Source organism: Streptomonospora nanhaiensis (assembly GCF_013410565.1).
GTDB classification, from domain to species: domain Bacteria; phylum Actinomycetota; class Actinomycetes; order Streptosporangiales; family Streptosporangiaceae; genus Streptomonospora; species Streptomonospora nanhaiensis.
Map to the genome: position 1 here is coordinate 5,627,677 of NZ_JACCFO010000001.1, position 19,437 is coordinate 5,647,113.

The 19,437-nt window shown below is 75.7% G+C and carries 14 protein-coding genes; 8 read left to right on the forward strand and 6 right to left on the reverse strand.

Annotated elements, in window-relative coordinates; translation table 11 throughout:
• Positions 1 to 27: 27 nt before the first annotated feature.
• Positions 28 to 1,710 (reverse strand): sodium:solute symporter family protein, encoded by a 1,683-nt coding sequence (locus HNR12_RS24830; RefSeq protein ID WP_179769811.1) that lies wholly within the window; start codon positions 1,708 to 1,710, stop codon positions 28 to 30.
• Positions 1,711 to 2,285: 575 nt separating this feature from the next.
• On the opposite strand from HNR12_RS24830, the gene HNR12_RS24835 reads away from it, so the two are divergent.
• Positions 2,286 to 3,095 (forward strand): DeoR/GlpR family DNA-binding transcription regulator, encoded by an 810-nt coding sequence (locus HNR12_RS24835; protein WP_179769812.1) that lies wholly within the window; start codon positions 2,286 to 2,288, stop codon positions 3,093 to 3,095.
• Positions 3,096 to 3,138: 43 nt separating this feature from the next.
• Here the strand turns inward: HNR12_RS24835 and HNR12_RS24840 are convergent, their stop codons facing one another.
• Positions 3,139 to 4,569, reverse strand: coding sequence for an MFS transporter (locus HNR12_RS24840; protein ID WP_179769813.1), 1,431 nt, complete (start codon positions 4,567 to 4,569; stop codon positions 3,139 to 3,141).
• Between the two features lie 207 nt (positions 4,570 to 4,776).
• Between HNR12_RS24840 and HNR12_RS29275 the strand changes: the two genes are divergently transcribed.
• Positions 4,777 to 7,437 (forward strand): AAA family ATPase, encoded by a 2,661-nt coding sequence (locus tag HNR12_RS29275; RefSeq protein WP_179769814.1) that lies wholly within the window; start codon positions 4,777 to 4,779, stop codon positions 7,435 to 7,437.
• Positions 7,438 to 7,549: 112 nt separating this feature from the next.
• Complete coding sequence (locus tag HNR12_RS24850; protein ID WP_218903347.1) at positions 7,550 to 8,212, forward strand: hypothetical protein; 663 nt, start codon at positions 7,550 to 7,552, stop codon at positions 8,210 to 8,212.
• A 319-nt stretch (positions 8,213 to 8,531) separates the two neighbouring features.
• Here the strand turns inward: HNR12_RS24850 and HNR12_RS24855 are convergent, their stop codons facing one another.
• Entirely contained in the window at positions 8,532 to 9,869 is a 1,338-nt protein-coding gene (locus HNR12_RS24855; RefSeq protein WP_179769816.1) for an alanine racemase, read from the reverse strand.
• A 106-nt stretch (positions 9,870 to 9,975) separates the two neighbouring features.
• The gene (locus HNR12_RS24860) at positions 9,976 to 11,271 is read right to left on the reverse strand and encodes an amidohydrolase family protein (RefSeq protein WP_179769817.1); all 1,296 of its coding nucleotides are present in this window, start codon (positions 11,269 to 11,271) and stop codon (positions 9,976 to 9,978) included.
• Between the two features lie 173 nt (positions 11,272 to 11,444).
• On the opposite strand from HNR12_RS24860, the gene HNR12_RS24865 reads away from it, so the two are divergent.
• From HNR12_RS24865 to HNR12_RS24875, 3 genes are all read left to right on the forward strand, one after another.
• Positions 11,445 to 12,395 carry a sugar kinase gene (locus tag HNR12_RS24865; protein ID WP_179769818.1) on the forward strand — a complete coding sequence of 317 codons (951 nt, stop codon included), beginning with the start codon at positions 11,445 to 11,447 and terminating at the stop codon, positions 12,393 to 12,395.
• An 83-nt stretch (positions 12,396 to 12,478) separates the two neighbouring features.
• Complete coding sequence (locus HNR12_RS24870; RefSeq protein WP_179769819.1) at positions 12,479 to 13,321, forward strand: IclR family transcriptional regulator; 843 nt, start codon at positions 12,479 to 12,481, stop codon at positions 13,319 to 13,321.
• A gap of 797 nt (positions 13,322 to 14,118) precedes the next feature.
• Positions 14,119 to 14,730, forward strand: a complete 612-nt coding sequence (locus HNR12_RS24875; protein ID WP_308118466.1) for an HD domain-containing protein — start codon at positions 14,119 to 14,121, stop codon at positions 14,728 to 14,730.
• A gap of 263 nt (positions 14,731 to 14,993) precedes the next feature.
• On the opposite strand, the gene HNR12_RS24880 is transcribed toward HNR12_RS24875, so the two are convergent.
• Both HNR12_RS24880 and HNR12_RS24885 read right to left on the reverse strand, forming a co-directional pair.
• Positions 14,994 to 17,150 carry a sensor histidine kinase gene (locus HNR12_RS24880; RefSeq protein WP_338119824.1) on the reverse strand — a complete coding sequence of 719 codons (2,157 nt, stop codon included), beginning with the start codon at positions 17,148 to 17,150 and terminating at the stop codon, positions 14,994 to 14,996.
• Entirely contained in the window at positions 17,134 to 17,832 is a 699-nt protein-coding gene (locus HNR12_RS24885; protein ID WP_179769820.1) for a response regulator transcription factor, read from the reverse strand. The genes HNR12_RS24880 and HNR12_RS24885 overlap by 17 nt, the downstream gene beginning before the upstream one ends.
• 237 nt (positions 17,833 to 18,069) lie before the next feature.
• On the opposite strand from HNR12_RS24885, the gene HNR12_RS24890 reads away from it, so the two are divergent.
• Both HNR12_RS24890 and HNR12_RS24895 read left to right on the forward strand, forming a co-directional pair.
• A complete protein-coding gene (locus tag HNR12_RS24890) occupies positions 18,070 to 18,843 on the forward strand; it encodes a L,D-transpeptidase (RefSeq protein WP_179769821.1) in 774 nt (257 codons plus the stop codon).
• A 187-nt stretch (positions 18,844 to 19,030) separates the two neighbouring features.
• Positions 19,031 to 19,399: a hypothetical protein gene (locus HNR12_RS24895; RefSeq protein WP_179769822.1), complete on the forward strand. Its 369-nt coding sequence runs from the start codon at positions 19,031 to 19,033 to the stop codon at positions 19,397 to 19,399.
• Positions 19,400 to 19,437 lie beyond the last annotated feature (38 nt).

Genomic DNA, 19,437 nt, shown 5'->3' on the forward strand with positions numbered 1-19,437 from the left:
TGTTCATTGGTGCCGCCTTTCGGGCCGTCAGAAGAAGATGATGTTGAGCGCCACGACGATGACGCCGGCGATCAGCGCCAGCACCCAGGGGCGGCGGTACCAGCCGGCGTCCTCGCCGGTGGTCTCGGCGCGCCGGGACTCGCGCGGGGTCAGGGAGTGCACCAGGCCGACCAGTTCGGAGTCGGGCTTGGGCCGGGTGAACAGGGTGACCACCACGCTGACGAGGATGTCGACGACGAACGCCGCGCCCGCGCCCACGAAGCTGGCGCCCTGGCCCGACAGTTCGATCACCCCGAGGTTGTTGGCGAGGAACACCAGGACGGCCGCCAGGGTGCCGCTGACCAGGCCGCTCCAGCCGGCGGCCGGGGTCATGCGCTTCCAGTACATGCCCAGGATGAACGTGGCGAACAGCGGCGCGTTGAAGAACGAGAACAGCTGCTGCAGGTAGTCCATCAGGTTGGAGTAGCCCGAGGCGATGAACGCCGTGCCCACCGCGCCGAGGGTGGCGCCGACGGTGACCCACCGGCCCATGTTCAGGTAGTAGGAGTCCGGCCGGTCCTTCACGATGTAGGACTGCCAGATGTCGTAGGTGAACACGGTGTTGAACGAGCTGAGGTTGGCCGCCATGCCCGCCATGAACGACGCCAGCAGGCCGGCCAGGGCCACGCCCAGCAGGCCGTTGGGCAGCAGGTCGCGCATCAGCAGCAGGATGGCGTCGTTGTAGTCGACACCCGACTGCTCGCCGGCCTTGAGCGCCACCATCTCCGACACGCTGACACCGGCGATCATGCCGGGCACCACGACGAGGAAGGGGATGAACAGCTTGGGGAAGGCGCCGATGATGGGGGTGCGCATGGCCGCCGACATGCTCTTGGACGCCATGGCGCGCTGGACCTCGACGAAGTTGGTGGTCCAGTAGCCGAAGGCGAGCACGAAGCCCAGGCCGAAGACGATCCCCAGGACGCTCAGGAAGCTGTTGCCGAACCCGGTGAGCGCGTTGCCCGGCCAGGCCGACAGCTGCTCGGCGCCGCCGGGGCTGTGGGTGATCTCGTCCACCAGGCCCGACCACCCGCCGACGCGGTGCAGGCCCACGATGGTCAGCGGCAGCAGCGCCGCCACGATCACGAAGAACTGCAGCACCTCGTTGTAGATCGCCGCCGAGAGGCCGCCCAGCGCGGTGTAGCTGAGGACGATGGCCGCGGCCACCAGCAGCGACACCCACAGCGGCCAGCCCAGCAGGGCGTCCACGATGGTGGCCAGCAGGAACAGGTTGACGCCCGCGATGAGGATCTGGGCGAGGGCGAAGCTGATGCCGTTGACCAGGTGGGCGGCGCGGCCGAACCGGCGCAGCATGAACTCCGGCACGCTGCGGACCTTGGAGCCGTAGTAGAACGGCATCATGACCAGGCCCAGGAACAGCATCGCCGGGACGGCGCCGATCCAGAAGTAGTGCATGGTCGGCATGCCGTACATGGCCCCGTTGGCCGACATGCCGATGATCTCGATGGCGCCGAGGTTGGCCGCGATGAAGGCCAGGCCGGTCACCCAGGCGGGCAGGGCGCGCCCGGACAGGAAGAAGTCCAGGCTGGAGGAGATCGACCGGCGGGCGAGGAAGCCGATTCCCAACACGAACGCGAAGTACACCGCGAGCAGGACGTAGTCGATGACCGATGCGTCCAGCCGCAGCGGCTCCTGTGCTAGCGCGATCACGACGGCTGGTCCTCTCTGAACACGATGGTCCTCCCAATGGGGGTTGTGGCCCGGGGCGGTTCCCGCGGCCGGGTGCCGACCCGGTCGGTGCAGGCGACCGGCTCGGCGGCACCGGCCGCGGCGGGTGCCGCGGGTCCGGACGGGGTGGATGTGCCGTTCCGTGCGGTGGTGTGTGGTTACCCCCTCCGGAACGGTTACACCTGGGGCGTGCGGTGCATCCCCGTTCATGAGGCAACGAAAACGCACAAGACCGCACATTCGGTGCAACTTTGTGGCACAACCGCCGGTGTGTCAAGCGTCGCAGAACGCATGCCGCTTCACAGGGTTGACACGCGCTGGACCAGCCGTTAGCCGCGCCCGCCACGCGGAAAGGGCCGTGCCGCCGGGACTGCGGCGGCGCCGGCGGGCGGACGGGGACCGGGCGCGTGGGAAGGTCTTGACACCGATGCGCAGGATGTCACAATTCATCCAACAATTTTCAACACGGTCGCGCGCCCGGCGGGCGCCGCCGGTTCCGCGCGGGCCGGACCCGCCGCGAGGGCGCGGCCGGAGCGGTCGATCGCGGGGGGACACCGATGCTGGCTGCGCAGCGGCAGGCGCTCATCCTGGAGCGGCTCCGGGACTCGGGCGCGGTCCGGGTGACCGAACTCGTCGAGAGCCTGGACGTGTCCGACATGACCGTCCGGCGCGACCTCGACGCCCTGGAGGCGCGCGGCCTGCTGCGCAAGGTCCACGGCGGTGCGGTGGCCCCCCATCGGCGCAGCACCGAGGAGCCCGGGTTCGAGGTCAACTCCACCCGCCAGGAGCGCGAGAAGCGGGCGATCGCGCGGGCCGCGGCCCGCCTGGTGGAGCCGCACAGCGCCGTGGGCCTGTCGGCGGGCACCACCACCTGCGCGGTCGCCGAGCACTTGCGCGACATCCCGGGGCTGACCGTGGTGACCAACTGCCTGCGCGTGGCCGACGTGTTCTACCGCGCGCCGCGCCCGGACCAGACCGTGGTGCTCACCGGCGGGTTCCGCACCCCCTCCGACGCCCTGGTGGGGCCGCTGGCCGTGGCGGCGGTGCGCAGCCTGCACCTGGACCTGCTGCTGCTGGGCGTGCACGGCATGCACGAGAGCGCCGGGCTGACCACGCCCAACCTCATGGAGGGCGAGACCGACCAGGCGCTGGTGGCCGCCGCCCGCAAGCTCGTGGTGGTCGCCGACCACACCAAGTGGGGCACGGTGGGCCTGTGCACCATCGCGCCCCTGGAGCGCTGCGACGTCCTCGTCAGCGACGCCGGCCTGGAGCCGCCCGCGCGCGCGGTGCTGGCCGACCACGTCGGGGGCCTGCTGATCGCCGAGGACGACGAGGGCGCCGAGGGCCCCGCCCCGGGGATGGCGTGAGGCGGGGTCCAGGGCGCCGGTCCGCGCGGCCGCGGGGCGGGGCTCAGGCGGCGGGCTCCTTGGCGCGGCCGGGCAGCCGCAGGGCGGCCAGCAGGCCGAGCAGCATCCCGCCGGCGACCGTGTAGAGGGCGGTGCGCATGCCCTCGGCCGCGGCGGCGGCCGAGGCGGCGGCGCCCGCCGCCGCAGCGGAGCCGGGGGAGGACACGGTCACCAGGACCGCCAGCCCGGCGGCCAGGCCCACCTGCACGGCGGTGGAGGCCACTCCCGAGGCCAGGCCCTGGTCGGCGTCGGGCACGCCGGTGCCCGCCGCCACCCACATCGCCTCGAAGACCAGCCCCATGGCCAGGCCGACCAGCAGCACGCCGGGCAGCAGGGCGGCGAACCCGGCGCCGGGCACCATGCCCAGGCCCAGCGCCACGGCGCCGGCGGCGCCCAGCGCGAACCCGATGAGCAGCACCGCGCGCACCCCCACCCGGTGGATCATCCGCTCGCACACGAAGTTGCCCAGCGTGATGGCCAGCGTGGGGGCGAGGAAGGCCAGGCCGCTCTCCAGGGCGCCGAACCCCAGCACCTCCTGGAGGAACAGCGTCAGGAAGTAGGGCACGTTCTGCGCGGTGAGGCCGAAGACCAGGATGACCAGCACGGCGGCCACCAGCGACGGGTTGCGGAACAGCCGCAGCGGCATCAGCGGCTCGGCCGAGCGCGCCTCGATCGCGACGAAGGCCGCCAGCAGCACCGGCGCCAGGACGCCGGCGGTCAGCACCAGCGGGTCGGTCCAGCCCAGTTCGCCGCCCTGGGCGACCGCGAAGATCAGCAGGGTGACCCCGGCCGTGCCGGTCAGCGTGCCGGGGGCGTCGAACCGGCCGCGCGCCACCGGCCCGTCGGCGGCCAGCAGCACCAGCCCGCCGGCCACCACCGCCAGCACGATCGGCACGTTGACGAAGAACACCGCCTCCCAGCCGAACGCCTGGGTGAGCAGGCCGCCCGCCAGCGCGCCGATGCTCAGCCCGCCCGCGCCGGCCAGCGCCCACACGGTCAGCGCGCGGTTGCGCTCGGGCCCCTCGGCGAACCCGGTGTTGACCAGCGACAGGACGGCGGGGAACAGCACGGCCCCGCCCAGGCCCTGGAGCACGCGGGCGGCCAGCAGCGGCGCCGGGTCGGCGGCCAGCCCGCCCAGCAGCGAGGCGAGGCCGTAGAGGACGGCGCCCACCAGGAACATCCGGCGCCGCCCGACGAGGTCGGACAGCCGCCCGCCCAGCAGCAGGAAGCCGCCGTAGGAGATCGCGTAGGCGCTGACCACCCACTGCAGGCCGTGCTGGGTGAAGCCGACGTCGCGCGCGATGGCGGGCAGCGCGACGAAGATGATCGTGAAGTCCAGTGAGATGATGAGGTGCCCGACGGACAGCAGCGCAAGGCGCGCCCCCGTCCGGCGGGCGCGGGCCGGGGACAGTTCCGGCGCCGACAACTCTGACATGGCCACTCCCAGGTGACAGGCACGGATCGAGAACGGTGGGGCGCGGGCGGCCACGGGTGCGCGCGGCCGGACGCGGCCGGGTCGGCGGTCGCCGACCGGGACACGGGAAACGTACTTTTCGGGCGCCTGGCCGCGAATCAGTAACGTTGCGGAATTGGCCTACGTAAGTCGCGGTTCACACCTACGCAAGGAGCGGAGGACGCGCGGGTGCTGCGGGGCAGGACAACCGAGCTGGCGGCGTTGACGCGCCTGCTGGAGTCGGCGGAGGCCGGCGCCGGCGGGGCCGTCGTCCTGCGCGGCGAGGCCGGGATCGGCAAGACCGCCCTCCTGGACCGCGCCCTCCACGACGCCGCCGGGCGCGGCATGCGGGTCCTGCGCCTGACCGGTGTGGAGGCCGAGGCCGCGCTGGGCTTCGCCGGCCTGGTGCAGCTGCTGTGGCCGCTGCAGGACCGCCTCGACGCCCTGCCCCCGCCCCAGGCCGACGCCCTGCGCGCCGTCCTGGGCGCCGCCGCGCCCCGCACCCCCGACCGCTTCCTGACCGGCCTGGCCGTGCTCACCCTGCTGGCCGAACTGGCCGAGGAGGCGCCGGTGCTGGTGGCCGCCGACGACGCCCACTGGCTGGACCCGGCCAGCGCCGAGGCGCTGCTGTTCGCCGCCCGCCGCCTGGCCGCCGAGCGGGTCGCCGTGGTGTTCGCCGCCCGCGACGGCTTCGCCGCCGCCGGGGTGCCCGAGATCCCCCTGCACCGCCTGGGACCCCGCGACGCCGAGCGGGTGCTGGCGGGCCGGGGCCTGGCCCCGGCCGCGCTCGCCCGCATCCGCGACGAGGCCCAGGGCAACCCGCTGGCGCTCGTGGAGTTCGCCGCCGCGCACGACCGCGGCGTCGTGGTGGGCGACTGCGTACCGCCGCTGCCCGTCACCGAACGGGTGCTCGCCGGGTTCCGCGAGCGCGTCGACGCGCTGCCCGCCGGCACGCGCACCCTGCTGCTGGTGGCCGCCGCCGACGGCCGCCGCGACTTCGCCCGCGTGCTGGCGGCCAGCCGCGCCCTGGGCGCCGGCCCCGACGACCTGGGCCCCGCCGAGCGCGCCGGGCTGGTCGAGGTCAGCGCCGAGCGGGTCGCCTTCCGCCACCCCCTGGTCGCCACCGCCGCCTACCAGCGGGCCGCCCTGCCCGAGCGCTTCGCCGCCCACCGCGCGCTCGCCGACGCCGCCGACGACCCCGACTGCGCCGCCCTGCACCTGGCCGCGGCCGCCGTGGACCCCGACCCCCAGGTCGGCGCCCGCCTCGCGGCGGCGGCCGAGCGGGCCCTGGACCGCGCCGCCTACTCCTCGGCCGCCCACCTGTTCGCCAGCGCCGCCCGGATCGCCGCGCGCCCCGAGCGCGGCCGGCTGCTGGCCGCCGCGGCCGACGCCGCGCTGCTGGCCGGCGACGTCGGCCAGGCCGCCGACCTGGCCGACCGCGCCGATCCCGACGCCGAGGACCCGGCGCGGCGGGCCGCGCTGGCGCGGATCCGCTCGGTGGTGGAGTTCGAGCGCGGCGCGGCCGGTGCCGCCGCGCGGCTGCTCGTCGACCACACTCCCGCCATCGCCGGAACCGACCCCGGCACCGCCGCCGCCATGCTGCGCACCGCCGCCGGCTACGCCTGGTTCTCCGACGACCCCCGCGCCCTGGCCGTGGCCGCCGAGCGGCTGGCGGACATGGGCCGCGCCGACCCCGGGGTGCGCGGCATGGCCGCCGCGATCGAGGGCGACCACGAGCGCGGGCTGCCGCTGATGGCCGCCCACATCGAGGAGGTGCTGGCCGCCCAGGGCGGCGCGCCCGGCGCCGACGAGCGGCGCATGTCCGCGCTGTACTGCGCCGTCATCATCGGCGACGACGACGCCGCGCTGGCGCTGGCCGAGGCCGAGATCGCGGCCTGCCGCGCCGCCGGGCTCGTCGGCCGGCTGCCCAAGGTCCTCCAGGCGCACGCCCAGGCGCTGTTCCGCGCCGGGCGCCACCGCGAGGCCGAGGCGTCCGTCGCCGAGGCCGCCGCCATCGCCCGCGACACCGGGCTGCGCCGCCGCGGCGCCGAACTCGACGTCGTGCTGGCGTTCATCGCCGCCGTGGAGGGCGACACCGAGCGCTGTGCGGCCCTGGCCGACGGCGCCACGGAGTCCAACCGGGCCGCCGCCGACGCCGCTCTCGTCCTGTGCGACGTGGGGCACGGGCGCCACGCCGAGGCACTGGAGCGGCTGGCGGCCGCCCGGCAGCGGGGCGGGCACCACACGGCCGTGCTGATGGCGGCCACCGCCGACCAGGTCGAGGCCGCCGCGCGGCTGGCCGAGCCCGAGCGCGCCGCCGCCGACCTCGACCGGTTCGAGGTCTGGGCGCGCAGCGGCGGCCAGCCCTGGGCGCAGGCGGTGGCGGCCCGCTGCCGGGCGCTGCTGGGCGGGGGCGAGGACCACTTCGCGCGGGCGCTGGCCCTGCACGACAAGGGCGGGCGGCCCTTCGAGCGGGCGCGCAGCCTGCTGGCCTACGGCGAGTGGCTGCGCCGCGCCCGCCGTCCCGGCGACGCCCGCTCCCCGCTGCGCGCGGCCCTGGCCGACTTCGACCGGCTGCGCGCCGCGCCCTGGGCCGAGCGCGCCCGCGCCGAACTTCGCGCGGTGGGCGCTCCGGCCTCGGCGGTCGACACCGCCGCCCACCCCGTCGACCGGCTCACCCCCCAGGAACTGCAGGTGGTGCGGCTGGCCGCCGAGGGGCACAGCAGTGCCGAGATCGGCGCGCGGCTGTTCCTCAGCCGGCGCACCGTGGAGCACCACCTGTACAAGGCCTATCCCAAACTCGGCGTGCGCTCGCGGCGCGAACTGGCGCGCCTGGACCTCGCGCGCTGAAACGCGAACGTGAAACGCGAAAGGTGAAAGGTGAATTCGGGCGGCGGAAACCGTCCGCGGAAAAACCGGTGGCCATAATGGCGGCGCGGCTGCTAGTTTTCCCGTCGTGAACATGACCGTTGGCGACGCCTTCAATCGGCGTAAGAAACTCGCGGCGGACCTGCAGAGCTGGATCAACCGCCTCAAGCTCGCCGGGGCCGAGCGGCGCACCTACCGGACCGCGGCCCTGGACGGCGACGGCGCCTACCGTCCGGCCCCCGGCACCGAGAAGACCACCACGCGCAGCTACACCGTGCAGGAGTGCCGGGAGCGCATCGCGGCCGTCCTCGCCGAGGATGAGCGGCTGGCGCTGCGGATCTCGCGCACCAACCAGCGCGCCCGCGCCGAGATCGAGGACCTCGACGGCACCGTGCGCGAGCTGTCCATCCCCGAGCTGCTCGTGCTCAAGGACGACGTCATCCCCAAGCTGGAGGCGGCGGCCCGCGCGGTGCCGCTGCGCGCCGACGACGTCGGCGTGGTCGACAGCGGCCCCGACTGGATCCGCTACCGCACGGTCAAGCGGGTCGAGCGCAAGCGGGAGTCCTTCAGCGACAAGGGCCTGAAGGTCGAGGAGGTCGTCCTGGAGGGCTACGACGTCGTGGAGGTCACCGACTACGGCCTCCAGCGGCGCGCCCAGTGGGACGAGATCGACCGCATCGGCGAGTTCGCCCAGCGCGTCAAGCAGGCCGTCAACCGGGCCAACAAGACCGAACTCATCGAACTGGACGAGGGCTGAGGCCCTTTTCCCCACCGACCGCATGGCTGGAGCACCGAAGTGTCGGTTCGTAAAAGGTAGCGGCGTATTCGCGTCTATCCGCATATCCGCCTACCACTCACTCAGCAGGTGTGTTCGTTGCATACAGGTAGGCGCGGACTCCACATCCGCGCGGGTATTTCGGTAATTCAGTCGCGGGTCACCTGCAGCCGGTAAAAACCACCCGAGGGACTCCACACTCCCTGGCCAGCTCCAGCCATGCCCATTCCCCGGCGGCCGGCCCCTCCAGCGAGGGGCTGGCCGCTTTCACGCGCGCGGCGGGCCGCGCACCGCGCACCGATCAGAACAGCGTGCGCACGGCGTCGACCACGCGGCCGCCGGAGTCCACCACCGGGATCAGCGGCCACTTGTCGAAGACCGTGCACGGGTGCGACAGCCCCAGCTCCACCACGTCGCCCGCGTCGGGGACCGGCGCGCCGGGGTCGGCGTCGAGGAAGGCGTGGTGGTCGTTCAGCTCCACCACCCGCAGGCCCGAGTCGACGGGCGTGCGGCGACCGCCGGCGCCCCCGCCCAGCACGGCGCGCACCACGGGCAGGTCGATGTCGAAGGACACGTCCCGCTTGCCCGCGCCCAGCAGCACCCGGCCGGGCTCGGGGCGGGACAGCACGCGCGCGTAGCAGGTCAGCGCGGGCCGCAGCGGGTCGGGGTCGGCGCCCGAGCGCAGCGGCGAGGCGCGCTCCATCAGCAGGTCGTCGTGGGTGAGGTAGCAGCCGGAGCGGACGACGCGGCGCACCGGGCGCGACAGCCGCGGCAGGTCGGCGAACGCCTCGGCGGCGAGGTCGGGGAAGGAGCTGCCGCCGGCCGTGACGACCACCTCCTCGGCGCGCGCGAACAGGCCCTCGGCGTCGGCGCGGCGCACGAACTCCGCGAAGCCGGCCAGCCAGGCTCGGGCCCGCGCAGCGGAGTCGTCGTCGCGGCGCTGCGGGAACACCCCCTCGAATCCCTCGACCCCGATCAGCACCAGCTCCCGCGCCGCGGCGGCGGCCCGCGCCGTCTCCAGCGCCGCGTCCAGGCCGCGCGCCCCGGCGCGCCGTCCGGCGACCCCCAGCTCCACCAGCACCGGCAGCGGGCGCGGCGCGCCGGACAGGCCGGCCGCCGTTCGGGCCGCGCCCTCAGGAGAGTCGACCAGGACCACCGGCTGGAACGCGCCGTCGGCCAGTTCGCGCGCCAGCCAGGCCAGCTGAGCGGGATCGGCGACCTCGTTGGCGATGATCACCCGGTGCGCGCCGAAGCGGCGCATCACCCGCGCCTGGGCGACGGTGGCGGCCGTCAGCCCCCAGGCGCCGCGGTCGAGCTGGGCCGACCACAGCAGCGGCGCCATGGTGGTCTTGCCGTGCGGGGCGAGGTCGGTGCCGTGCTCGGCGCACCAGCGGGCGAACCGGTCGAGGTTGTGCCGCAGCGCCTCCTCGTGCAGCACCACGGCGGGCAGCCACAGGTCGGCAAGGGTCAGTCCGGCGGCGCGCACACGCGCGGGGCTGGTGGGGCTTTCGGGCAGGGAGCGCGCCTCGACGGGTTCGGCGTCGAGGGCGGCGAGCGGGTGCGCGGGCAGCCCGCTTCCGGCCAGGGCCGAGGCGGGCGCGGTCGGGGACGCGGGACCGGGGCTGTGGGAACTGGTCATCGGGCGCGCGGCCCGCCCGCCGGCCCGGCGGCGCGGAGGGCGGCACCGCTTCCCTCCCTCCGTGGGCGGTGGCGGACTGCGGGTGCGTGCGGTGCGGAAAGCGGGGTCACGGCCGGGCCGGCGAACGCGGGAACGGCTCCTCGAAGTCCTCGGGGCGGGTCAGGTGGCGCACCGCCGCGCGGGTGCGCTCTCGGCGTTCGGCCTCGGCGGCGCGCTGGGCGGCGCTGAGGGGGATCCAGGGCGCGGGCGGCTCGGCCGCGCAGGGCGGCAGCAGTCGGCCCGCCACGTAGGTGGCGGTGTTGGTCAGCCGCACCGGCGCGTGGCGCACCCCGCCGTGCACGTCCAGCACCGGGAATCGGCCCTCGGCGAGGTCGAAGACGGCGATGTCGGCGGGCGCGCCGGGGGCCAGCGTGCCGATACCGGGGTCGAGTCCGAGCGCGCGGGCCGGACGCACGGTGGCGGCGGCGACGGCCTCGGCCAGGTCCACCCCGGCGGCCGTGAGCTTGGCCAGCACGGTGGGCAGGTCGAAGGCGGGCCCGTGCACCGAGCGGGCGTGCAGGTCGGTGGAGGCCACCGGGCGCACGCCCGCCGCCAGTTCGGCCTCCAGCACGTCGAAGGCCAGCGCGCCCGACCCGTGGCCCAGGTCGAACACCACGCCCAGGTCCAGGGCGCGCCGCGTGGCGTCGGTAAGGCGGCCCCCGGACACCAGGTCGGCGGGGCAGCCCGAGGCGCAGTGGGTGATGATGTCGCCGGGCGCCAGGTGCGGCACGATGTCGGCGATGTCGGGCGGGCCGTAGCCCACGTGCACCATCAGCGGGCGCTCCAGGCGGCGTGCGAGCGCGGCGGCGCGGAGCAGGGGCTCCAGGCCGTGGCGGCCCACGGTGCGGGAGTCGATCCGGGCCTTGACGCCGCGCACGAAGCCGCCGTGGCGGGCGGCGACCGCCGCGGCGGTGTCCACGTCGAGGTTGGCGAGGTCGTGGTGCTCGCCGGTCTCGGCGACCAGGCCCAGGCCCGAGACGTTGATCAGCGCCAGCACCCGCACCCGCGCGGGCTCGGCCGCGAAGCGGCGCAGCCCGGCCAGGCCGTAGGCCCCGGCCGACCCCGCGTCCACCCACGTGGTCACGCCGGTGCGCCAGGCCACGGGGTCGGGGTCGATGCCCCAGTAGGTGGCGCCGTGCCAGACGTGGGTGTGCAGGTCGACCAGGCCGGGGGTGACCAGGGCGCCGTGGAGGTCGACGACCTCGGCCGCCTGCGGGGGCTGCGCCGGATCGGGGGCGCCGCCGCCCGGCGGGCGGGGCCGAACCTCGGCGACGCGCCCGCCGCGCACCGCGACGTCGGCGGGGCCGTCCAGGCCCGAGGCCGGATCGATGACCCGGCCGCCGCGCAGCAGCAGATCCCACATGCCCGCCCACCCCTTGCTCCGCGCTGGTGCCGACCGCCGTGCTGCGCAGGGCGCAGCACTGTTGCGCATGTCTCAGCACCGTGAATAGCATTCCGCCGGAACGCGGGTCAACACCCGGTGCGGCGGCGCGCCCGCGCCGCGCACCGGCATCGGCGAGAAGGGGCGCTGAGCGCATGGACCACCAGCGGCACACGGACCTTTGGCCCGGGGAGCAGGACCCGCCGGCGCCCGCCGGGGGAGCCGGGCTCGACGCCGTGTGCGTCGGCGAGACCATGGCGCTGCTGGTGCCCGACCCGGCCGGTACCGACGGCCGCCGCTCCTTCCAGCTGGAGATCGGCGGTGCGGAGTCCAACGTCGCGATCCACCTGGCCCGCACCGGGCTGAGGGTGGCCTGGTACAGCGCGCTGGGCGACGACGACCTCGGCCGCCACGTGCGCGGCCGCGTCGCCGCCGAGGGCGTGGACTGCCGCGTGCGCACCGACCCCGACCGCCCCACCGGGCTCTACCTCAAGGAGTTCGACGGCACCGGCCGCACCCGGGTGCGCTACTACCGCCGGGGCTCGGCGGCCTTGGCCCTCGGCGCCGCCGACGCCGCCCGCGTGCGCGCCGAGGCGCCCCGCCTGGTGCACACCACCGGCATCACCCCCGCCCTGTCGGAGGGCTGCCGCGCCCTGGTCGACGCGCTGTTCACCGAGGCCGCGCCGGGCACGCTGCGCTCCTTCGACGTCAACTACCGGCCCGCCCTGCACGGTCCCGACGAGGCGCGGGTGCTGCGCGAGACCGCGCGCCGCGCCGACGTCGTCTTCTGCGGGCTGGACGAGGCCGAGTCGCTGTGGGGCGCCGCCACCCTGGACGACGTGCGGGAGTTGCTGGAGGGCCCCGACCTGCTGGTGGTCAAGCAGGGGGCCGAGGGCGCCACGGCCTTCCGGGGCGGGCGGAGCTGGTTCGCGCCCGCACCCGAGGTGGAGGTGGTCGAGCCCGTGGGCGCGGGCGACGCCTTCGCGGCCGGGGTGCTGCACGGCCTGCTCACCGGCGCCGACGTCGCCGCGTCGCTGGCCGAGGGCGCCCGCCTGGCGGGCACGGCGCTGGGCGTGCGGGGCGACATCCCGCCCCGCCCGAGCTGACCCGGGGGCACGCGCGCGCCGCCACAATGGGAACGCCGGGTAACGCATCGCAGCCAAGGGTGTCGGGGAGGGAGGGCCGAGCGGTGTCCAGCAGTGTCGAGCGCGCGCTGCGCATCCTGGTGGAACTGGCCGGAGGCCCGGCCACCATCAGTGAGATCGGGCGGCGGCTGGACGTGCACCGCACCACCTCGCTGCGGCTGCTGCGCACCCTGGAGGAGGAGCGGTTCGTCCGCCGCATGGCCGACGGCCGCTACCGGATCGGGCCGCGCATGACCACCCTGGCGCAGGCGGCGCTGGAGGGCCTGGACGTCCGCGCGGCGGCGGCCGGCCACCTGCGCGCCCTGGGCGACGCCTGCGGGCACACGGTGCACCTGGCGGCGCTGGAGGGCGACGGCGTGGTCTACCTGGACAAGGTGGAGTCGCGGCACGCGGTGCGGATGTACTCCCGGGTGGGCGCCTCGGCGCCGCTGCACGCCACGGCGGTGGGCAAGGTGATCCTGGCGGACATGGCCCCCGCCGAGCGCGACAACGTCCTCGGCCCGCCGCCGTTCCGCCGCTGCACCCCCAACACCCGCACCGGTCGCGCGGAGCTGGACGCCGACCTCGCCGCGGTCGCCCGGCAGGGCTGGGCGGTGGACGACTTCGAGCACGAGGAGTTCATCCACTGCGTGGCGGCCCCCGTCCGCGACGCGTCGGGCGCGGTGGCGGCGGCGGTGTCGGTGTCGGCGCCCCGCGTGGTGGTCGACCGCCCCGACCTGCTGGCCCTCGTCCCGCGGCTCACCGCCGCGGCGGCGGCCATCAGCGAGGAACTGGGCTGGCCTCCAGCGGGCCGGGGCGCTTCCGAACCACCGGCACCCGCGCCGACCCCGGCCGCTATGCCCGCCGCGCCCGCTGAGGATCAGACGAGCCGCCCTGAATCCGGGTGACCCCCCTGTCCGCTGAACCCGAACCCGGGGCCGCGACCGTCGCCGCTGTTGGCGGTTGGTCGGGGTGGCGACGGGGCGGCGAGGGTCGGGGCGGGTGCCCGCCCGCGCGGCGAGGCCGCATGGCTTGGTTCTGCTCCGAGTGCGACGACGGTCGAGGCGGACGAGCAAAAAGCCGAATGTCGATTGTATGCAAGGCGGAGCTTTGGGGAACACTGCACCATTTGTCCCCGCTGCGAGTGACTGTGGGGGCGCTTGCGAGGACATGTCGAGCGCTCAATGTTCACATGGTGAGACGATCGCGGTGTATGGCGTGCCCTTTTGTCTGAAGTGCCCGTTTTCTTGAGCGACGAAAGTGCTCTCCTCGTCAGAACGGTGACTCGTAGGCATAGGTCGTCGTGAAAGGGAGCATTTTCGTCTTACTATGTGAAATTTTGGAGGGTGGGCGCCCTATTTGTGCCGATATGAGGATGAGCCGGTCGCGCTCGGGGCGCACACCCAGGGAGTCCAGGGAGAGAGGCGGCAAAAACCTCCGAGCCCCGGCCGCCGCACCGCCCCCGGCGCCTCGTTGCCCACCTTGACCATCCGCCCTGCGAGGCGATGACCGCTTGGCCTGGCCGTCCGCTGCTGTCGCCGCCATCGTCGCTGCCTCAGCCACTCGCCCCGCGAGGCGATGGCCGCTCACCTCGGCCGTCCGCCGGCTTCGGCGCCCCGTCGCCGCCGTCGTCGCCACCCCGGGTACCCGCCTGCGATGCGGTGAGGGGGAGCCCTGGCCGTGCAAACGGTCTAAAGTCGGGGCGGTGTCCACCGACCACCGTGCCCTCGCAGGCGACGCAGCGCTGGAGCGCGCGCTGACCGGTCCCGCGGACCCGCCGCTGCGCGCCCTGCCCGCCGACGCCGCCGCGCTGCTGCGCGACCTGGCCGCGCCGCCCCGGCTCGGTGCGCATCTGCGCGTCGTGCACCACGCCGCCTGGGAGGTGACCGAGGCGCTGGGCGGCGGCGTCGAGCCCGTCTTCGACCGTTCGGCCGTGCTGTTCGGGGCCGCCACGCACGACATCGGCAAGGTTCGGCACCCCGACGAACTGCTCGGGCCGGGGTCGCGGCACGAGGAGGCCGGGCACCGCCTGCTGCGGGAGCGCGGCGTGGAGGAGCGGCTGGCGCGGTTCGCCCGCACCCACGCCGCTTGGCGCACGGAGCCGGTGGAGTTGGAGGACCTGCTGGTCAGCCTCGCCGACAAGGTGTGGAAGGGCAGGCGCGAGGCCGACCTGGAGGAGATGCTGGCCGCGCGGCTGGCGGAGTGCGCGGGAGGGCGGGCGTGGGAGTGGTTCCTGCGGCTGGACGACGCCGTCGCCCCGGTGACCGCCACCGCTGACGCCCGGCTGGCCTACCAGAGCGGCCACGCGGCCCGCTGATCCGGACGACCGGCCCACCGGTGCCCACCGACCCACTGGCACCCACCGCACCGGCGCCCACCGGCCCGACGCCCATCCGGCGCTCCGGTGCCCGCCCCGCCGACCGCGCCAGCCGCCGGCAACCGTGCCCCCGGCTCTCCCCGCCGCCCCGGCCGACCGTGCCCCGGCCCTCCGCGCCCCTCGACCACCCCCCTGTCCTCCCGCCCGCCCAGCCGACCGCGCCCCGCCCTCCCGTTGCCCGCCCCGCCGCTCCCGCCGCCGCCTCAGTCCGGCTCGGCGGTCGGCTCGGTGCCGCCGCGGGGTAGGCGCAGGGTGAACACCGCGCCCTCGCCCGGTGCGCTGGCGACCGCCACCGTCCCCCCGTGCAGCTCCACGAGGTTGCGCACGATGGCCAGCCCCAGCCCGCTGCCGCCCGTCTGGCGGCTGCGGGACTTGTCGGCGCGCCAGAACCGGTCGAACACGTTGGGCAGGTGCTCCGGGCTGATCCCGGTACCGGTGTCGGCGACCTCGATGACCGCCGAGTCGTCCTCGGCCCGCGCCCGCACCGTCACCCGCCCTCCGGCCGGTGTGTGCCGCACCGCGTTGCCCAGCAGGTTGCCCAGCACCTGGAGCATGCGCACCCGGTCGGCCACCAGCACGACCTCGTCGGCCGGGGCGGCGGCGACCAGTTCCACCTCGGCCGAGGCGGCGGCCAGGCGGTGCCCGGCCACCGCCTGCTCCACCAGGTCCCGGGCGTCCAGCGGCTCGGGCACCAGCGTCAGCTTGCCCGCCTCCGCCAGCGCCAGGTCCTGCAGGTCGTCGATGATGCGCTGGAGCAGGATCGTCTGCTCCACCAGCAGCGCGGTCCGCTCCGGCTCCAGCTCCGCCACCCCGTCCTGGGCCGCCTCCAGCCAGCCGCGCAGGTTGCTCAGCGGCGTGCGCAGCTCGTGGGAGACGTCGCTGACCATGGCGCGGCGCTGGGCCTCCAGCCGCTCCAGGTGCTCCGACATCTCGTTGAACGCCTCGGCCAGCCGCCCGATCTCCCCGGAGTCGCGCACCGGCACCCGCGGCGAGCCCGCGCCGGCGCGCATGCGCCGCACCGCGTCGGTGAGGTCGCGCACCGGGCGCACCAGCCGCGCGGCCACCGCGGCGCTGACGCCCACCGTCAGCAGCAGCACCAGCAGCACCACCCCCGTCACCCGCAGGAGGCCCTCGCGCGACAGCTCCAGCCCGCCCTCGGCCCGGGGCTCGGGGTCGCCGATGAACAGCAGCGCCGCCGGAGCGGTGTAGGGGTCCAGTTGGCGGCGCCGGCCCGAGTCGAAGCAGTCGGCCGCGCGCGGGTCCAGCTCCGCCGCCGAGCCGTAGGGCTGGGCCGCCGGGTCGGCGGAGCGCTCCGGCGTCTCCTCGGGCACCGGGGTGGCGACGGGCGCCGCGCCGTCGGCCTCCGGCGGCTCGGGAGTGGCCGCGGTGTCCTCCTGCGGCGCGCCCGGGTCGCTCATCCCCGGCCAGGGGTACTCCTCGACGGGCTCGGGGGCGGAGGAGGGGGCGCCGGGCGGGGCGGAAGGGTCGTCGCCCGGAGGCGAGTCCGCCACCTCGGGCGGCCGCGCCTCGTCGGCGGCGCCGGAGCCGACCTCCGGCGGCGCGGGCGGCTCCACCACGGCGGCGGGGGCGCCGGTGGCGGCGTCGATCCGCGCGCGCACCCGCAGCCCGTGCTCGCGGGCGCAGGGGGCGATGAGCCGGTTGAGCTCCGCCAGGGCCGCGCGCTCGGTGTCGGTGGGGTCCTCCAGCTCCGCCAGCTCGCAGGCGGCCCACTCGGGCTCGGTCACCGGGCCGTCGGGCACGGTGACGAACGGGCGCCCCGAGGGCGCCGTCTCGGTCTCGGCGGCCATGCCGAACCGCACGCCCAGGCAGTCGGCGCCGGACTCGGCGATGCGCCGCAGCCGTCCCCGCTCGTCCTCGGGCAGCGCGAACGGGCCGACCGCGCGCGGGTCGATGCGGTCGGCGTCCTCGGCGGCCAGGGTGAGGTCCACCGCCAGCGGGTCGACCACCGAGGCGGTGCGCGCGGGCAGCGGGGTGCCACCGGCCGCGGAGTCCGCGATCAGGCGCCGGTTCTCCGTCGTCAGCGCGATGCGCCGCCCGGTGTCCTCGGCCAGCTCCTCGACCACGTCGTCCACCCCGCGCCACTCGGGGTGGGTCGCGGCGTGGGCCACCAGTTCGTCGTGGATGCGGGTGTCGATGGTGAGCGTCTGGCCCTGCTCCACGCTGATCGACTCGGATGTGCCCTCCACCGCCAGCCACGCCGTCGCGGTGATGGAGCACACCGCCACCACCACCGAGGTGGTCAGCAGGCGGCCCAGCAGGCTGTGCCGCAGCGCGCCCCGCACGCGTGCGCCGCGCGGCACCGCCCCGCGGCGCCGCGCGCCCTCACGCCGGCGTCTCACCGCCGCCTCTCAGCTTGTAGCCCACCCCGTAGACGGTGACCAGCCGCCGGGGCGACCGAGGGTTGGGCTCCAGCTTCTTGCGCAGGTTCTTCACGTGCACGTCGATGGTGCGCTCGGTGAAGAACCGGTCGATGCCGTGGATGCGCTCCAGGAGCTGGGAACGGGTGAAGACCTGCTCGGGCCGGGCCGCCAGCGCCGCCAGCAGCTGGAACTCCGCCGGCGTGCACTCCACCTGCGCGCCGTCCACGTGCACCGTGTGCCGCGCGGGGTCGACCACCACCGCCCCGGCGCGCAGCGGCCGGTCGGGGCCGCCCGGCGCGGCGGCGCGCCGCAGCAGCGTGCGGATCCGCGCCATCAACTCGCGCGGGCTGTAGGGCTTGGTCACGTAGTCGTCGGCGCCGATGTCCAGGCCGGCGAGCAGGTCGTCCTCGGTGGAGCGCGCCGTCAGCATCAGCACGGCCACGTCGGACTCCGCGCGCAGCCGCCGGCACACCTCCAGCCCGCTCATCTCGGGCAGCATCACGTCGAGCACCACCAGGTCGGGCCGGCTGCGCCGGTACTCGGCAAGGGCCGCGCCGCCGTCGTGCACGACGGCCGTGGTGTGGTCCTCGCGCTCCAGGTAGCGCCGGACCAGATCGGCCTGCTGCACGTCGTCCTCGGCGATGAGCACATGGGCGCACACGACGCCGGCCCCCTTCCGCGCGATCTCCTGTCGGGTGATCGTATGCCGCCCGGCCGCGCCGGTCCGCCCCGAGGAGGCGATGCGGGCGCGGGAACACAGAATTCACACATTTCCCTCACGACCGACACACATCCGGCGGGCAGCGTGCGTTGCCGTCCCTCCCCGCACCGCCCCGGCGGGCCCGGATCGCCGACGACCCGGCGCCCCCGGCCGCGGACCACCCGACCGGATGGAAGCATGAACCCTCATCCCCTGACGCGGCGCCCCGGCGCCGCCGTGCGCGGCGCCGCGGCGCCGGCCCTGGCGGCCCTGCTGCTGGCGCTGGCCGGCTGCTCCTCGGACGGCGCCTCCGACGGCGCCGCCGAGCAGGCCGACACCGCCCCGACCTCCGACGCGTCCGCGGGCCGGGGCCAGGAGCCCGCGCGGATCGCCACCGCCACCGGCTCGGAGATCGACGTGCACGCCGAGCCGGACGGCGCCGTGACCCAGACCCTGGCCAGCCCCAACGACTTCGGCGCCGACCGCACCTTCCTGATCGAGGACGAGCGGGGCGAGTGGCTGGAGGTGCTGCTGCCCGTCCGCCCCAACGGCAGCACCGGGTGGGTGCGCGCCTCCGACGTCTCCCTGAGCACCACCACCCTGAGCCTGCACGTGGACCTCGGCGACTTCGCGTTCCGCGTCCTCGACGGCGGTGAGGAGGTGCGCTCCGGCGACGTCGCGATCGGTACCGAGGACACCCCCACCCCGCCCGGCCGCTACTACTTCACCGAGCTGCTGCGGCCGCCCGAGCCCGACGGCGACTACGGCGCCTACGCGTTCGGCCTCAGCGGGTTCTCGCCCACCCTGGAGGAGTTCGCCGGCGGCCCCGGCCAGCTCGCGGTGCACGGCACCGACGACGAGTCGGGGCTGGGCGGCGAGGTCAGCCACGGCTGCATCCGCGTGGCCAACGACGACATCACCTGGATGGCGGAGAACCTGCCGCTGGGCACCCCGGTCGAGGTCACCGAGTGAGCACCGAGCGAGGACGCCGTGGGCACCGGGCGCGCACCGGGTGTGCACCCGCTGAGCACGTGAGCGCACCCCCGCGATGAGCCCCGGCCCCGCGCCTGTGCGACGTGATCCCGGGTGCGGCGCCGGCCCCTCGGTGCGGCGCGGGCACACCGTCCCGCCGCACCGTCCCAACACACCAACGAAAGGCATGTCAGTGCGACTCAAGATGTCCCTGGTCGCCGGGTTCGTCGCCGCGGCGGCGCTCTTCGGCGGCGGCTCCGCCCTCGCCGACTCCGAACCGCCCCGGCCCGACGACCCCGGGGCCGCGCTCCCGCCCTCGGCCTCCCCCATCCCGCCCGGCAACGACGATCCCTCCCGGCCCCCGGCCGAGGACCCGTCCGCGCCGCCGGAGGCCGAGCCCACGCCGCCCGGCGAGGGTGCCGACCCCGCCGATCCTCCCATCGCCGAGCCGGTCGCGCCGCCGGAGGCCGAGGAGTCCGAGGTCTTCGAGTGGGACGCGGTGCCCGAGGCGGAGCCCGGCGCCCCGCAGGAGGCGCAGCCCACCTACACCGGCTGACCCTCCGCAGACGCGCCGCGGCGCCCGCACCGCACCGT

Excerpts from the sequence above, each read along its gene's own strand:
- HNR12_RS24895 (WP_179769822.1), top strand. The coding sequence starts at position 19,031 with ATGTCAGTGCGACTCAAGATGTCCCTGGTCGCCGGGTTCGTCGCCGCG.
- HNR12_RS24855 (WP_179769816.1), bottom strand. The coding sequence starts at position 9,869 with ATGACCAGTTCCCACAGCCCCGGTCCCGCGTCCCCGACCGCGCCCGCC.
- HNR12_RS24890 (WP_179769821.1), top strand. The coding sequence starts at position 18,070 with ATGAACCCTCATCCCCTGACGCGGCGCCCCGGCGCCGCCGTGCGCGGC.
- HNR12_RS24865 (WP_179769818.1), top strand. The coding sequence starts at position 11,445 with ATGGACCACCAGCGGCACACGGACCTTTGGCCCGGGGAGCAGGACCCG.
- HNR12_RS24840 (WP_179769813.1), bottom strand. The coding sequence starts at position 4,569 with ATGTCAGAGTTGTCGGCGCCGGAACTGTCCCCGGCCCGCGCCCGCCGG.
- HNR12_RS24850 (WP_218903347.1), top strand. The coding sequence starts at position 7,550 with ATGACCGTTGGCGACGCCTTCAATCGGCGTAAGAAACTCGCGGCGGAC.
- HNR12_RS24835 (WP_179769812.1), top strand. The coding sequence starts at position 2,286 with ATGCTGGCTGCGCAGCGGCAGGCGCTCATCCTGGAGCGGCTCCGGGAC.
- HNR12_RS24860 (WP_179769817.1), bottom strand. The coding sequence starts at position 11,271 with ATGTGGGATCTGCTGCTGCGCGGCGGCCGGGTCATCGATCCGGCCTCG.